The sequence below is a fragment of the Kitasatospora sp. NPDC057738 genome (genome assembly GCF_042798815.1).
Classification (GTDB): domain Bacteria; phylum Actinomycetota; class Actinomycetes; order Streptomycetales; family Streptomycetaceae; genus Kitasatospora; species Kitasatospora lactacystinica.
This window is the reverse complement of sequence record NZ_JBHVJT010000075.1, coordinates 1-14,597: the sequence shown is the minus strand read 5'-3', so window position 1 is coordinate 14,597 and position 14,597 is coordinate 1. Positions and strand designations below refer to the sequence as shown.

Here is a 14,597-nt window from a genome sequence, read left to right as displayed (position 1 = left end):
CAAGCGATGCGCCTGCTGTACCTGCTCAACGTCTCCAACTCCAGCCAGCTGACTGCCGACTCCGGCTACACCTTCGCCGACATGCTCACCCCGGCCCTGGCCGACGCCGGGGTCGAGGTCACCGTGGCCGCTCCCGTCCCGGCCGGCGACGACCGCGTGCAGTTCGTGCGGACCACGTCGCCCTCGACCAAATACCGGGCCCGCTTCAACCCGGGCGTCGGCGCCCTGGTGCGGCTGTTCCACCGCCAGCAGCCCGAAGTGGTCGTGGCCAACCAGATCGAGGCCGCCCCCGCGATCCGCGCCGCGCTCCTGGAAGCCGGAGTGGACGCGCGGATCGCCGGCTACTGCCACTACCTGCCGTTCTCCTTCACCGACACCGGCCAGCTGGAGCTGGACCCCGCGATGGACGACGGCGGGCTGGGCCGCAGCGTGCTGCTGGCCTTCGCCGCCGGTCTCGCGGCCTGCGACCGCGTCCTGGTCCACTCCGGCACCGCCGCCTCGTGGACGGCCACTGCCGCGGCCCGAACCGGCGTCGAGCTCACCGAGAAGTTGCACGTGGTCCCCGCACCCAGGGACGTGCGCCTGGTCCGCGACCCTGCCGAGATCACCCCGCCGGAGGGCCGGGCGGTCGGCATCTACAACCACCGCCTGTACGCCCACTACGGCACTACCCGCTTCACCCAGCTCGCCCGCCACCTCGTCGCCGAGGCCCCGGTGCGGCTGACCGTGATGGACCTGTTCGGCACCCGCAGCGTCGAGCGGATCCGCCTGGATCCCAGCCCCGAGCGGAACCTGGAGGAGCTGGCGGCCGTGGACGGCGTCGCCATCGCCTCCGACCGCGGCGACCGGGTCCGCTACCGCAACCTGCTGGCCGGCGCCCACTTCGGCATCGCGCCGTTCCGACCCGGCTGCCCCTGGTCCATGTCGGTCATCGACTGCCAGGCGATGGGCCTGCCGGTGATCGGCCCTCGCATCGGCTGGCTGGCCGAGCACCTCGACCCGGAGCTGGTATTCGACACCGACGACCAGGCCGTCCGGATCGCCGAACGCCTCGCCACCGACCCCGAGTTCTACATCGTGCACGCCAAGCGCGCGCTCGCCTCCACCACGGACCTGACGCCCGCTGCGGTGGCCGCACGCTACCTGGAGGCGATCAAGTGACCGGCTTCGACGCGGTCCTGCTCTCCTACGACGAGCCGCTGGCCGACTCCCTGCATACCCGCCTGGCCCGCGTGCTGGGCGGAACCGTCAAGCGTCTGCACGGGGTGCGCGGGATGCGCCGCGCCTACCTGCTCACGGCCGAACTCGTCGACACCGACCAGTTCTTCCTCGCTGATGGCGACTTCGCCATCGACCCCGCCTTCCCCGCCAGCGCGGTGGAGCCGCTGGCAGCGGGCGTGTCGATGCGGGTCTGGCGGGCCGTCAATCCGGTCAACGGGCTCACCTACGGCTACGGCGGCCTCAAGCTGATCCGCACCAGCGCACTGCGGGAGATGGGCCAGGCCGTCGACGTGCTGGCTGCGCTGCCCGGCCGGGTCGAGTTCAGCCCGCACACCGCCGGGACCACCCTGTTCAACCAGACCCCGTTCCACGCCTGGAAGGCGGGCTTCCGGGAGTGCGCGATGCTCGCGCGCGGCAGCGAGTACGGCATGACTGACGCCTCCGCCCAGGAACGCATCGACGCCTGGACGGCCAGCAAGGACGGCGACTTCGCCGACTACGCGGCAGCCGGGGCCCGCGACGGCCTGGAGTTTGCCAGCACTGCGGCCCGCGACCCCAAGCGCTTCGAGGCGCTCAACGACCCGCCCTGGCTGCACCGGCACTTCATCACGCTGCACGGCGAGCAGGCGGTCGCCGGATGAGCACCCGCTACGGGCCGCTGGTCCTGATCGAGCCGCACGCGCACGTCGGCGGCGGGCACCACCAGCGCACACTGACGGCGCTCGCCGCCGCACGCCCGGGTGCCGTGGTCATCACCCCGCAGGGGATCGCGGACGGACCCGGTCCGCTGCTGAGGGCAGGCTCCTGCATCGCCGCCGGACCGGTGGGTCCGGCAGCGAAGGCCCTGTTGGCCGCAGCACGCGCGGCGGAACGCGTCTCAACCGCTGGCAAGCGGGCCTTCCGCTCACGGCGCTGGCCGCTGCCGCTCCGCCGGCTGCCGCACCAGGTCACCCTGATCGCCCGCTGCCTGACCGAAGCCGGATGCCTGCGTACCGCCCGCCGCCTCGCCCCTCAGCCGGCGGCCGTGGCGATCCTCAGCGCGAGCGAAGCCCTGCACGGCATGGCCGCCCTGCTCGGCGGCACCCCACACCTGCGGTTCATCCACGAACTGGTCACCACCGAAGACTCGCCGGTCCGGCTGCTGGGTCGGCTCGCCCGGCGGAGCGAGAAGCAGGTGGTCGCCCTCTATCCGACCACCGCCGTCCGCGACCGGCTCTCCCCGGCCTTCCCCCACCTCCCAGGCCGGGTGCGGGCGTTCGCTGTTGACGACGGCCGGCCCCTCACGGCCGCCGAGCGCGAGGGTGCCCGCGCCGCCTTCACCATCCCCGCCTCGGCGACGGCGGTTTGCCTGGTCGGCGGCTGGTGGCCCTACAAGGACATCGCCACCGTCGATGCCGCCCTGGCCCGCCTCACCAAGCCGCTACACGTCCTGGTCTGCGGCACTCCGCTGGACGACGCGGTACTCGAACGCTGGCACCGCCTGCCCCGTGTCCGGGTCCACACCGTGCCCGGCCCGGTCGGCGAGGACGTTCTCCGGTTGGTCTATGCCGCCGCCGATGCCGCCGTGGTGGCCCGGTGTCCCGGCACCGGCAAGGAGTCCGGCCTGGTCATGGACGCCGTCCGGCTCGATGTCCCGCTGATCGTCTCCGACCACGACCCGGACCTGACCGAGCGGCTGGTCGGGCAGCCCTGGGCCCAGGTGTTCCCGGCCGGCGACCCGGGTGCCCTGGCCGCCGCGCTGGACGCTCTGGCGGACGGGCCGCCGGAGCAGCCGGGGCCGAAGGCACCCACGGCGCTGGACATGCTGCCGGCAGCCGAGCAGGCCGCCTACCTCATCGACACCTACACCGACCTGATCAAGGAGTACCGATGACGCCCGCCGCCCCCGCGCTGGTCGCCGTGATCGGCCCGGTCGAACCGGCCCTGCTGACCGCCTGGGCCGCCCACTACCGCCGGCTCGGCATCGAGCGCTTCCACCTCGCCTTCCACTTCGCCGAGCACGTCCCCGACGCTTGGCGTCGCCAGTTGCTGGGCACCGCCCGGGAACTTGACCTGCCCACCGGCCAGGTCAGCACCGGGCCGTGGCACGAGCACACCAACACCGAACTGCGCGACGCTCTGCGCCAGCAGGCCGGCCCCGGCTGGCACCTGCTCGCCGACTCCGACGAGTTCCACACGTACCCGGCCACGCTCAGCGACGTGGCGGCGGAGGCCGAGGAGAACGGTCGGGCGGTCGTGGGTGGCCTGATGCTCGACCGCGTCAGCGCGGACGGCCGACTCGCCCTCTGGCGGCCCGAGACCGGGCTTGACCGCGCCTTCCCGCTCGGCGGTCACCTCACCCACCGCCTCCTGCAGGGCGACCCTCGCAAGATCGTCCTCGCGCTCTCCGATGTCACGATTGCCTCCGGCAACCACCGTGCCCCCGGCCGTAGGGCCGACTCGCACACGCTCGCGTGCGTCCACCACTTCAAGTGGCGCGCCGGCGTCCTGGACGACCTGCGCCGCCGTGTCGACCGCTTCACGTCCGGCGCCTGGACCGAGCACACTCCGGCCGTCCGGACCGAGGCCACCCGCCTGCTGCAGCACATCGACCGCCACCACGGCCGCATCGACGTCTCCGACCCCCGCCTGGCCTTCCGCCACGTCACCCTCGACCGCCTGCCCGACGACTGGGCCGCCGAAGCCGCCCAGATCCACGCTGCCTGGCGTCCGCCCCGTCAGAGCCAGCCTGGTTCCACGATCTCCTCGCCCTCGTCCTGAGGCGCCTCGAACCGCGCGAAGAAGTCGTCCAAAGCCTCAGGGGTCACGATCAGCGCGTTCGCGTCCCCCCGCTGGTTGCGCTCGGCCAGCCTGCGCAGCAGCTCGTCCCGATCGACGGGGAAGTACAGCAGCCGCCACCGACCGCCGGCCGCCTCCACCAGCTCCTTCATCGCGTCGCGGTCCTTCCGCTGCCACAGTCCGTGGTCCCACACCACGTCCCGGCCCTCGGAGACCAGCTCGACCAGGCGGGAGTGCAGCTCGGCGACGACCGGGGCCTCCTTCTCGAAGTAGGTGTTCTCCGGATAGTCGATCCCATACCGGCCGTGCCGCTCGTGGACGGCCTCGTCTACCGACAGCCGCACCGCACCCTGCGGCTCCAGCTCCCGCTGGGCGTAGGTCGTCTTCCCCGAACCGGTGAGCCCCACCAGCAGGAACACCACCGGACCACTCTCGGCCACCGACAACTCCCCTCACCGCTACCAGCGTTCACCGGCAAGTCTGCCACCACGGGCGGCTCCGGGAGCCGCGTTCCGCACCCGCCGCCACTCGAAGGAGCACAGCGTGTCCGCCTCCGCCCTCGCCCGCCTGCTGCGGGCCTACGTCCGCCACGCACCCGGAACTGTCGGCAAAGCCCAGCTCGTCGACCGTTTCCTCGACGACCACCTGCGAACCCGTCCCCTCCACACCGCCGCCCGGTTGCGCTCGGGTGACCTGGTCACCGTCACCACCAGCGACGTCATCCAGCGCTACGAGTACCTCTTCGGCGAGTGGGAGCCGAACCTGAGTGCCTTCCTGCGCGACCGCCTGCGGCCCGGGGACACATTCGTCGACGTCGGGGCCCACCGTGGTGTGTTCAGCCTCCTGGCCTCCCACGCAGTCGGACCGACCGGCCGAGTCGTCGCCATCGAGCCCACCCCGCAGTTCCATGACGACCTCACCAGCGCGGCCACCGTCAACCGCCGGGACAACATCCGCACCGTCCGCGCCGCCGCCTCCGACACCACCGGCACGCTGGTCCTCTACCTGGAGGACCCGGCCAACCTCGGTCACATCACCGCCATCCGGCCCCGCCACGTCCACACCACCTTCCACGTGCCAGCCGCACCGCTCACCGAACTCCTCGGCCAGGCCGAACTCGACACCGCCCGAGTCATCAAGATCGACGTCGAGGGCGCCGAGGCGGCGGCGGTCAGGGGACTGCTGCCCGCGCTGTCGCACCTGCGCGAGGATGTCGAGCTGGTCGTGGAAGTCACCCCCAAGCTCCTGGCAAAGCAGGGCGAGAGCGCCGCCGGCATCATCGACGCCCTGCGCGAGCACGGCTTCCACCCGTACACGCTCACCAACGACTACGACCCGGCCACCTACCCCCAAGCCATGTGCCGACCGCAGCCGCCCGTCCGGTGCACGAAGAGCCCAGAGCAGATGACCGACCTGGTCTTCTCCCGCACCGACGCTGACCGCCTCACGCTCGGGCGCTGAGCGCCCAGGCCGCCCGAGCTGTGGAGCCAGTCCCAGCCACCCGGCCGGACCGCCGGAATCCTCCGGCACTTCAACAAGGAGTGGGCACCGTGACCACCACCAGCGTGATGAACAGCCGCAACGCGGTCAGCGTGATCGTCCACGACCAGGACACCGACACGATCGCCGCCGTGCTCTACGCAGCCCGCAACTGGTCCCCCCAGCCGGCCTGGACCATCCCCGGTGGCAAGGCCGAGCCCGGTGAAGCCCTGGACGAGGCCGCCGCCCGCGAACTCAAGGAGGAGACCGGCCTGCTCGTCGACCCGTCCGATCTCGTACTCGTCCACGTCATCCACGTCGAACAGGGCTGGGACCAAGCCGGGCAGTTCGTCCTCTTCGTCTTCGCCACCGACAAATGGACCGGCGAACTGACCAACACCGAGCCGGACAAGCACCTGGCCGCCCAGTGGGTCGAGGCGGATCGCTTCCCCGAGCCCGCGTTCCCGACCTCCGTGCAGGCACTGGCCGCCTACCACGATGGAGGTCCCTCTTTCTCCCGCTACGGATGGTCGGTCGCCACGGTGTGAGGGGGCGACGTTGGTTGGGCATCCTCCCGCTCGGAAGCTGCCACCGAGCGGGAGGATGCGGGCTCCCGTATGGCGGCCGGCTGCGTTGCCCTCGCACCCCTGGGCGAGGGCAACTGCTCCTCCAGGGGGAGTGGGCGGGGTAAGGACTCCTTGCCCCACAACTTGCTCCGCCTTGGCGGTGCCGGGGTAAGCATCGCTTATCCCACAACTTGCTCTGGCTCCAGACAGCCTGACAGAGGCTTGGACGATGAGGCGTCCACGCCGGTGCGTACACGCGAGCCCCCTTCTAAAGGGGGGCTCGCGCGTGAACGCTGGGCCGAGTGGACGGCGTGTACGACTTCGTGATCGTTTCACCTGCGGTTTCTGTGCTCCGCGTGGACGCTGTGAGGGTTGTCGCCACGCTCAGCGCGAGAGGGCTGCGTGGACGGCCCCGTGAACGGGAGCACGTCCCGCCACTGCCGCCTGGGAGCGTTGGTGATCCGCATGCGGACCGGCGGCAAAGGCTGCGACCGATGCGGTCGCCTGCGCCGGTTGCCACGTTTCGCAGGGGGCGCTGACCGATGCGGTCAGTTCGGTCAGCGGGAGTGACCGACTGACCGACCCGCCGGTCACTGTCCTCGGTCAGAACGACGGACTGGCCGGGGACAGCGGTCAGTGCACTGTCCCCGGTCACCTCGGTGACCGCCGCAAGGTTAGGAGGCGGCGGTGATGTGCCGAGCGGACGGGCGGTACCGGGCCTGCTGACCGCCTCCGACACCACCAGCGGTGCCCTCGCTCTTGACCGCCAGTCCGCCCTTGACCAGGCGGTCCAGGTGGCGGCGGGCCTTCTCGATGTCGGCGCGGTCAGGGTTGGCCTCGCCGGTCAGGGCGGTCGCCAGGTCACGGGCGGTCAGTCCGTCTGTCGCGGCGCGGAGGAGGGTGACCGGGTCGAGGGTGGGTTCGACGTAGGTCGTGCCGCGCTGATGGTCGTGGATGACCGGTAGCGGTCCGATCTCGCCGGTCACGGTCTTGAGGTGGTGGATGGTGACCGCCGGGTCGCCGGCCTCTCCGGCGATGAACAGAACGCTGCCTGCTCCGGCGGTCAGCCACGTCGAGCCGTACACCCGGTCGAGCGTCGGCCGCATGCCGCGCGGTGCGTCGGCGGCGGCCTTGCGCTGGTGGTGGAGCTCCATGATCTGGACGCCTGCGCGCAGGGCCCGCATGCGGGCGTTGTTGAAGGCGACGGCCAGGGAGTCGTCCACGAGGGTGCTGACCGCGTCCTTGAGGCTGTCGATGACGATGGTGTCGGCGCGGTGGGCGGCGGCGAGTTCGGCGAGGAGATCGGGTTCCTTGTCGAGGGTGGCGGGGAGCGGTCCCTGCCACACGGCGAGGCGGTCGCGCAGGTGGGCCTCGTCGGCAGGCAGGATGCGGCGGGCCATGGCGCGGGCGATCTGCTGGGGGCGGTCCATGGCGAGGTAGAGGACGCGTTCTCCCTCGGCCACGGGGAGATCGAGGACGGCGGCCTGGAGGCCGAGGCGGGCGAGGATGACCTGGTGGGCGATGGTGGTCTTGCCGACGCCTGGCGCGCCCACGATCATCAGGCTTTCGCCGGAGGCCCAGGCGGTCTGTTCGCGGGTGCCCCACAAGGGTTCCTTGTCCGCGCCGGTCTTGGTGACGAAATCCCAGCCGTTGACGATGTAGCGAGACAGGCGGCTGTTGCCGGAGGCCAGGGCGCGTTCGCGCTCGGCACGGATCTCGGCCTCGACGGTGGTACGGATCTCGTCCGGGTCGGCGCCCGGAGCCAGGGCATGCTGGACCGTGCGGATGCCGGTGGCGTGCAGGGTCCGCAGTTGGGCATCGCGACGCACGATCTGAGCGTAGTAGTCGGCGTTGTCCGTCGAGGGCGGCGCGGCGGCGACCAGCGTGTGGAGGTAGGACGAGCCCCCGACGCGGGAGAGATCGCCCGTACGCTGCAGGTGGTCGGTGAGGGCGATGGGGTCGGTGGGCGCGTCCTCGGCGCGTAGGGCCAGGATCGCGCGCCAGATGGTCTCGTGGGCAGGCCGGTAGAAGTCGCCTGCGTCCAAAGTGCCGCGGACCTTCTCCACCGCCTGGTGGTTCAGCATGCAGGCGCCGAGGACCGCCTGTTCGGCGTCGACGTTGTGCGGCGGCTCTCCGGAGGTGGGGCCGACGTGAGCGTTCGACGCGTCGCCCCGTCGCCCGTCGTTGGATGACGGCTTTGACGGCGGGGCCGTAGGCTTGTCCACAGCGGTGTCCTCACTCGGAGGCGCTGGGCGGCTACCCGGTTCCTCCGTTGTCGACTGTTCCAGGGATGGGCGGTTTCGAGGTTCTGCTTCGGCCCTCGGCGTTCGTAGCGCCGGGGGCCTTTGTGTTGTCGCGATGCCGGGTGGCTGGCCCGGCTCGTCGATGCGGTTCGGCTTAGTTGCGTTTCGCTTTGCATCACGTTAACGTCGTGCTCGGCGCATTGCAAATGGGCTTAATGACGATGCATGGAGGGTTGATCGTGGCTGGTGCGGATCCGAGACGGCGACTGGAAGGGGAGGAGAACGTCGCCCAACGCATCAAGATGGAGCGCGAGGCGCGCGGGTGGAGTACTGCCACGCTTGCGGAGCGCCTGACCGAGGCCGGCTACCCGCTCAACCAGTCGGCGGTGTGGCGCATCGAGAGCGGTGAACCGCGTCGCAGGGTGAACCTGGACGAGGCCATCGGCTTCGCCAAGGTCTTCGACATCTCCCTGGACAACCTGGTCGGGCCACCCGAGATCGCTGCCAACGCCCACGTGAAGCGGTTGCTGGCGGAGTTCGCCGAGAGCTGGCAGAAGTCCGTCACCGCTCGCAAGGAGATGAATCGCGCCCGTGATGCGCTCGATGCCTACGGCGCAGCCCACCCGAACCTTGCCGAACTCATCAGCGCGATGATCACCCAGGTCGTGGCTGACGAGGCTGGTGACGACCACCACTCGCCGAGCCTTCCGCCCGGCTCGCCCGACGCCTAGGGTCTCGCTGACCCAGGAGCCGCGACGTAGCCCGTCGCCCCCAACGGCGGCCTTGGCCACTTGAGGGTGCCTGCTGCACGTTGCCGAGTCCGCACGTCACTCCTGCCGCTGATCCGATGAGGACCAGATCATGCTGGACGTTCGGTGGTTTGGTGCGGCCGTAATCAACCGCTAACGTCCCCTCCCGCCGGTCCGACCACGGGCTTTGCCCGCCCGTGGAGCCTCGACCCGCCATGCCTTCCGCAACCCCTCGGTGCTACGAACGCCGGGGTCACAACGCGGGCCCATACAACCGATTCGCCCATCCCTGGAACACCGACAACGGCGGCGCATAGCCGAAAGCGCCGCCGGGATAGGACACCCATGCCCGAAACATCGTTGGAGCTTGCCCGGGTGGCCCGCGCTCTCGGCACTACCGAGCGCATCCTCCTCCGCCTGATTGCGGATCAGGGCGGTGGTGCAGTCGACCCGACGCTCGTTGCTCTCACTGTTGAGGAAGCCGCCCGCCGTCTCGGCGTCGGCCGGACGACCATGTACGCCCTGGTCGCCTCCGGCGAAGTCCCGTCCGTGACGATCGGCCGCCTCCGTCGAGTGCCCGCCGAGGCGCTCAAGGAGTACGTGGCCGCCCGCACGGCCGCTGCCGCTTCGAACGCCGCCCTTGCGGCCTGAGGGGGCGCAGATGGCGAAGACCCGCAAACCCAACGGCGACTCCTCGATCTACGAGGGTAGCGACGGCCGCTGGCACGGCCGCGTCACGGTCGGCGTCAAGGACGACGGCACCCCCGACCGCCGCCACGTCAGTGCCAAGACCCGGCCCGAGGTCACGGCCAAGGTCCGCAAGCTGGAGAAGCTGCGCGACGATGGCGCCGTGCCCAAGGCCGGCCAGAAGTGGACGGTCGGCAAGTGGCTGACCCACTGGATAACCGAGATCGTCCCCGACACCGTCAGCGAGAACACGTACGCCGGATACGAGGTTGCAGTCCGCGTGCACCTCGTTCCCGGCCTCGGCGCGCACCGACTGGAGAAGCTGGAGCCCGAGCACCTGGAGCGCTTCTACAAGAAGATGCAGGCCGCTGGCAGCGCCGCCGGTACCGCCCACCAGGCCCACCGCACCGTCCGGGTCGCCCTCGGCGAGGCCGTGCGGCGCCAACACCTCACCCGCAACGTGGCCACGATCGCCAAGGCCCCGAAGCTCGAAGAGGAGGAGGTCGAGCCATTCGAGATCGAGGAGGTCCAGGCGCTCATGGACACGGCGCGTAAGAGCCGCAACTCCGCTCGCTGGATCTTCGCGCTCGCCCTCGGCCTGCGGCAGGGCGAGGTGCTCGGGCTCCAGTGGAAGGACATCGACTTCACCCGAGGCGTTGCCTGGGTCAAGCGCGGCCGGCTGCGGCCCAAGTACCGGCACGGCTGCGGCGACCGCTGCGGGCGCAAGCCCGGCTTCTGCCCCCAGAAGGAGCCAATCCGCCGCGAGACCAAGGACACCAAGTCCCGAGCTGGGCGACGCGCGGTGCCGCTGCCCGAGCAGCTCGTCGTGATCCTCCGGCAGCACAAGGAGGAGCAGGACCGCGAGCGCGCCCTCGCACGGGACCTCTGGACGGACAAGGGCTACGTCTTCACCTCGGAGACCGGAGCGCCGCTCAACCCCAGCACCGACTACCACCACTGGAAGCGGCTCCTGAGGGAGGCTGGCATCCGCGACGGCCGCCTCCACGACGCCCGCCACACCGCCTCGACCGTCCTCCTCCTGCTTGGTGTGCCGGAGCGGATCGTCATGGCGATCATGGGCTGGTCCTCGACCTCGATGGCCCAGCGCTACCAGCACGTCACCGAGCCGATGCTGAACGACGTCGGCAAGAAGATCGGCGTGGCGCTGTGGGGCGAGGCTGGCGTTGGCCTGGGGGATGGCAACGAAGGCGCGACTTAACGGGCCTCGATTTATGGGGTGGCTGGCCGACTGGCAAGCCACCCCGAGTCACTTCAAAGCGATCCAAACGATGACCGCAGCGGCAGCTGCGACCGACGCCCCGACGGCCGTCCAGAGGACCGCAGCGCGACGCAAGAAAGGTTGCAGTGCCGGTCCGTTGATGTTGGCGGTTGCCGTACTGTCTCGGTGAGCAACTGCGCTGGGTGCGGTTACGTTCACAGGTGAGTTGTCGCCGACTGTGATGTTGATGTGTTGAAGGGCCTGGGACACCTGGTCTGGTGTGGGTTCTTGCTGTCCTGGTGGCATTGCGGCAATGAGTTCACTGACCAGCTGAGTCAACCGCGTACGGATTTGATCCAGGACGCCCTGTACGGCAGATACGTGAACCTGCCAATACACAGTCTCCACCTGGACTCGACGGTCTGGTGCCCGCTGAGTCATTATCTGCGCCAGGGCGGCGGACATGGCTGGCGTGAGCCTGATGATCGGATCCTGCCGGTCCTTGATCATCGCCTCAAGCTCGCCAACTCCCTGGACGAAGGCGACTTCTTCCTTCACGATGTCGCGCGCGAAGTCCGGCAGATCGAACGTACTGATCTGCTGTCCCTTGATCTGATGGAAGCCTGATATCGCATCAATCATGATCGGTGCTGGCACTACCCGGTAGTCAGGCAGCTCCTGGCTGTCACCGCGGTAGCCCTGTAGCTCCTGTGTAGCCCAGGCGCGAAGGGCCCCAGAGCGAGCGCGCCCACCAAGAGCCACTACCTGGCGCAGGACCGAAGCGAGTGAACAGGACTCATCGAGAACGTCATGCTCCAGTCGCGCCAAGCCGTGACGGGATGTGCTCACTTGGCCAGGAGCACGGTCGCAACTACCCCGGCCGCTGCCACGACCACTCCCAGGGCGGTCCAGATCACAGACCAGCGGTGCCACCACGGTTGGACCGCCGCCGGTGCCGATTCGTTGACGTTGGCGCTGGCAGTGCCGCCCCGGTCGGCGTGGGCATTCGGCGCGACGATGTTGAAGGTGGAGTTGTCTCCGCCGCTGATGTTGAGTGCCTGCTGCGCAGCAGCGTCGATTTGGGCGGGCTCGGGGTTCTGCTGGCCTGAGGGCATGGAAGTTCTCACCTCTGCGACGAACTGCGTCAGCCGAGTCCTGATGCGATCGAGGATGCCCTCGATGCTTGGAACGGCGACTTCCCAGTGGATGGATGTGATCTCGGTGCCTTCGTTGCCGAGCCGTTCCTGCTCCTCGGTCATGAGGAGTGCGTACTCGGCTGATCCCGGCGGGCTCAGGTGTACCACTCTCTCCACCTGCGTGACCAAGACTTCGAGCTCCCTGATGCCTTGGCGGATAGGTGCGTTCTCGCCAATGCCTCGTTCGCGAGCTGGCTGGGGTAGCTGATTCCGGCTGATTCGAAGGCTGTTGACCTGCTGCACGCCACCCAGGAAGTAGCGATTGACGCTGACCATCAGGGCGGCTGGCACCCTCCGGTAGGCGGGCAGCTCGTCGTTGGCTTCGTAGCCGTCGAGCTCTTTCAGTGCCCACATACGCAGGTCCTGATGGTGTGCGTGCCTGGCCAACACAACACAGAGGCGGAGGGCCGAGGCGAGTGAAGCGGTGTCGTCCAGGACAGCGCCCTCAAGCCGTTCCAGGCTGCGGATGTCGACGGTGTTCACTGCGCCAGTGTGCCTGGCCGGCTGGTGTGATTCGAGTGAATGCGCGCAGCTCGCCATGCCTGATGCGGCCGTTGCTGTTCGGCGCTGATCAGGTTGGGCGTCGTCCGGTCTGTGGGGGCCGGCCTCGCCTTGATGATGGTCTCGGCTGGGCGGGGCTGTGAACACGCGTGAGACGCCCGGCGGTGTTGCAGCGGATGTTTTGAAGGCCCAGAACCACAAGTGAGACCAAAACTGAGACCACGAGACGACGAAGGGCTCGACCGCAGTGCGGTCGAGCCCTTCGTTTGCCCTGGCGGGCGGAGGCGGAGGATACGAGATTCGAACTCGTGAGGGGTTGCCCCCAACACGCTTTCCAAGCGTGCGCCCTAGGCCTCTAGGCGAATCCTCCGTGGGAGAGCTTAGTACATGTTTCGGGGTGGTCGCGACCACCTGTCCCGCAGGCGGAGGGATGGGGTGGCCTGTGGATCGTCGGGGCCGGGATCCGGTACTGTGGGGGTCAGCCCCTCGTGTGGCGTCATCTCTCTGAACCCCCCCAGGGCCGGAAGGCAGCAAGGGTAGGAGGGCTCTGGCGGGTGCACGGGGGGTCTTTGCGTTCCCGGGGCCGGGGTGAGGGGTGAGGGGTGAGGGGCGACGCGTTTGTCGGTCCGTCCCGATATCGTCGGGGGTGTGTCCCTAGCCCTGTACCGCCGCTACCGCCCCGAGACCTTCGCGGAGGTCATCGGGCAGGAGCACGTGACCGCTCCGCTCCAGCAGGCCCTGCGCAACAACAGGGTCAACCACGCGTACCTGTTCAGCGGGCCGCGTGGGTGTGGAAAGACGACGAGCGCGCGCATCCTGGCCCGTTGCCTCAACTGTGAACAGGGGCCGACGCCGACGCCCTGCGGGGAGTGCCAGTCCTGCCGGGACCTCGCGACCGGCGGGCCCGGGTCGATCGACGTGATCGAGATCGACGCCGCCTCGCACGGTGGTGTGGACGACGCGCGCGAACTGCGCGAGCGGGCGTTCTTCGCGCCGGTGCACAGCCGGTACAAGATCTTCATCCTGGACGAGGCGCACATGGTGACCTCGGCCGGCTTCAACGCGCTGCTCAAGGTCGTCGAGGAGCCGCCGGAGCACCTCAAGTTCATCTTCGCGACCACCGAGCCGGAGAAGGTGATCGGGACGATCCGGTCCCGGACGCACCACTACCCGTTCCGGCTGGTCCCGCCCGGCACGCTGCGCGACTACCTGGCGGAGGTGTGCGGCCGGGAGGGGATCCAGGTCGAGGACACCGTGTTCCCCCTGGTGGTGCGGGCGGGTGCCGGGTCGGTGCGTGACTCGATGTCGGTGATGGACCAGCTGCTGGCCGGGGCCGCCGAGGGCGGCGTCACGTACCAGATGGCCACGTCGCTGCTCGGCTACACCGACTCCGCGCTGCTGGACGAGGTGGTGGACGCCTTCGCCGCGCACGACGGGGCGACGGTGTTCCAGGTGGTCGACCGGGTGGTCGAGGGCGGGCACGACCCGCGTCGCTTCGTGACCGACCTGCTGGAGCGGCTGCGCGACCTGGTGATCCTGGCCACCGTGCCGGACGCCGGGGAGAAGGGGCTGATCGACGCCCCGGCCGACCGGGTCGCGGTGATGCAGGCCCAGGCGGACGCGTTCGGCGCGGCCGAGCTGAGCCGGGCCGCCGACATCGTCAACACCGGGCTGACCGAGATGCGCGGCAACGCGGCGCCCCGGCTGCAGCTGGAGCTGATCTGCGCCCGGGTGATGCTGCCGGGCGCCTACAGCGACGAGCTGTCGCTGCAGGCACGGCTGGACAAGCTGGAGCGACGGGCGGCGGCGGGCGGGTTCGCCGCGACGGTGGCGGCCCCGGTGGGCATGCCGATGACGGCCCCGGCGGCGGTTGCCCCGGCGGCGGCCGCGCCGGTGGGCGAGGTGCCGGTGGCGCCCGCCCCGGCCGCGCCCCAGACGCAGGCCGCTCCCGTCCCGGC

Annotated in this window: 14 protein-coding genes, 1 tRNA gene and 1 other RNA gene; 11 read left to right on the top strand and 5 right to left on the bottom strand. The window is 69.9% G+C overall.

The window, feature by feature from the left end:
* The first annotated feature begins 6 nt into the window (after window positions 1-6).
* The 4 genes from ACFVGO_RS31595 to ACFVGO_RS31580 are packed head-to-tail and all read left to right on the top strand — an operon-like array spanning window position 7 to window position 3,981.
* Window positions 7-1,161, top strand: a complete 1,155-nt coding sequence (locus tag ACFVGO_RS31595; RefSeq protein WP_380635452.1) for a glycosyltransferase — start codon at window positions 7-9, stop codon at window positions 1,159-1,161.
* Window positions 1,158-1,862, top strand: a complete 705-nt coding sequence (locus ACFVGO_RS31590; RefSeq protein ID WP_380635450.1) for a hypothetical protein — start codon at window positions 1,158-1,160, stop codon at window positions 1,860-1,862. Before ACFVGO_RS31595 ends, ACFVGO_RS31590 begins: the two co-directional genes overlap by 4 nt.
* Window positions 1,859-3,094: a glycosyltransferase gene (locus tag ACFVGO_RS31585; protein WP_380635448.1), complete on the top strand. Its 1,236-nt coding sequence runs from the start codon at window positions 1,859-1,861 to the stop codon at window positions 3,092-3,094. Before ACFVGO_RS31590 ends, ACFVGO_RS31585 begins: the two co-directional genes overlap by 4 nt.
* Window positions 3,091-3,981, top strand: a complete 891-nt coding sequence (locus ACFVGO_RS31580) for a hypothetical protein (RefSeq protein ID WP_380635446.1) — start codon at window positions 3,091-3,093, stop codon at window positions 3,979-3,981. The genes ACFVGO_RS31585 and ACFVGO_RS31580 overlap by 4 nt, the downstream gene beginning before the upstream one ends.
* Here the strand turns inward: ACFVGO_RS31580 and ACFVGO_RS31575 are convergent.
* Window positions 3,939-4,439, bottom strand: coding sequence for an AAA family ATPase (locus ACFVGO_RS31575; RefSeq protein ID WP_380356649.1), 501 nt, complete (start codon window positions 4,437-4,439; stop codon window positions 3,939-3,941). The genes ACFVGO_RS31580 and ACFVGO_RS31575 overlap by 43 nt on opposite strands.
* A 103-nt stretch (window positions 4,440-4,542) precedes the next feature.
* On the opposite strand from ACFVGO_RS31575, the gene ACFVGO_RS31570 reads away from it, so the two are divergent.
* Both ACFVGO_RS31570 and ACFVGO_RS31565 read left to right on the top strand, forming a co-directional pair.
* Entirely contained in the window at window positions 4,543-5,460 is a 918-nt protein-coding gene (locus ACFVGO_RS31570) for an FkbM family methyltransferase (RefSeq protein ID WP_380635444.1), read from the top strand.
* Window positions 5,461-5,549: 89 nt separating this feature from the next.
* Window positions 5,550-6,026 carry an NUDIX domain-containing protein gene (locus ACFVGO_RS31565; RefSeq protein ID WP_380635441.1) on the top strand — a complete coding sequence of 159 codons (477 nt, stop codon included), beginning with the start codon at window positions 5,550-5,552 and terminating at the stop codon, window positions 6,024-6,026.
* Between the two features lie 692 nt (window positions 6,027-6,718).
* Here ACFVGO_RS31565 and ACFVGO_RS31560 read toward each other — a convergent pair.
* Window positions 6,719-8,269 carry a DnaB-like helicase N-terminal domain-containing protein gene (locus tag ACFVGO_RS31560; RefSeq protein WP_380635440.1) on the bottom strand — a complete coding sequence of 517 codons (1,551 nt, stop codon included), beginning with the start codon at window positions 8,267-8,269 and terminating at the stop codon, window positions 6,719-6,721.
* A gap of 206 nt (window positions 8,270-8,475) precedes the next feature.
* On the opposite strand from ACFVGO_RS31560, the gene ACFVGO_RS31555 reads away from it, so the two are divergent.
* The 3 genes from ACFVGO_RS31555 to ACFVGO_RS31545 all read left to right on the top strand — a co-directional run bounded on the left by ACFVGO_RS31555 (window position 8,476) and on the right by ACFVGO_RS31545 (window position 10,942).
* Window positions 8,476-9,018, top strand: coding sequence for a helix-turn-helix domain-containing protein (locus ACFVGO_RS31555; RefSeq protein WP_380458120.1), 543 nt, complete (start codon window positions 8,476-8,478; stop codon window positions 9,016-9,018).
* A gap of 363 nt (window positions 9,019-9,381) precedes the next feature.
* Window positions 9,382-9,687, top strand: a complete 306-nt coding sequence (locus tag ACFVGO_RS31550; protein WP_380635438.1) for a helix-turn-helix domain-containing protein — start codon at window positions 9,382-9,384, stop codon at window positions 9,685-9,687.
* 10 nt (window positions 9,688-9,697) lie between these two features.
* Window positions 9,698-10,942, top strand: coding sequence for a tyrosine-type recombinase/integrase (locus ACFVGO_RS31545; RefSeq protein ID WP_380635436.1), 1,245 nt, complete (start codon window positions 9,698-9,700; stop codon window positions 10,940-10,942).
* Between the two features lie 48 nt (window positions 10,943-10,990).
* Here the strand turns inward: ACFVGO_RS31545 and ACFVGO_RS31540 are convergent, their stop codons facing one another.
* From ACFVGO_RS31540 to ACFVGO_RS31530, 3 genes are all read right to left on the bottom strand, one after another.
* Window positions 10,991-11,791, bottom strand: a complete 801-nt coding sequence (locus ACFVGO_RS31540) for a hypothetical protein (protein ID WP_380635434.1) — start codon at window positions 11,789-11,791, stop codon at window positions 10,991-10,993.
* Complete coding sequence (locus ACFVGO_RS31535) at window positions 11,788-12,621, bottom strand: hypothetical protein (RefSeq protein ID WP_380635431.1); 834 nt, start codon at window positions 12,619-12,621, stop codon at window positions 11,788-11,790. The genes ACFVGO_RS31540 and ACFVGO_RS31535 overlap by 4 nt, the downstream gene beginning before the upstream one ends.
* Before the next feature lie 303 nt (window positions 12,622-12,924).
* Window positions 12,925-13,009 (bottom strand) — tRNA-Ser (locus ACFVGO_RS31530).
* A 110-nt stretch (window positions 13,010-13,119) separates the two neighbouring features.
* Between ACFVGO_RS31530 and ffs the strand changes: the two genes are divergently transcribed.
* Both ffs and ACFVGO_RS31520 read left to right on the top strand, forming a co-directional pair.
* An RNA gene (ffs, locus tag ACFVGO_RS31525) (signal recognition particle sRNA small type) lies at window positions 13,120-13,210 on the top strand.
* Window positions 13,211-13,287: 77 nt separating this feature from the next.
* The coding region (locus ACFVGO_RS31520; protein ID WP_380635429.1) for a DNA polymerase III subunit gamma and tau at window positions 13,288-14,597 on the top strand (1,310 nt) is incomplete at its 3' end.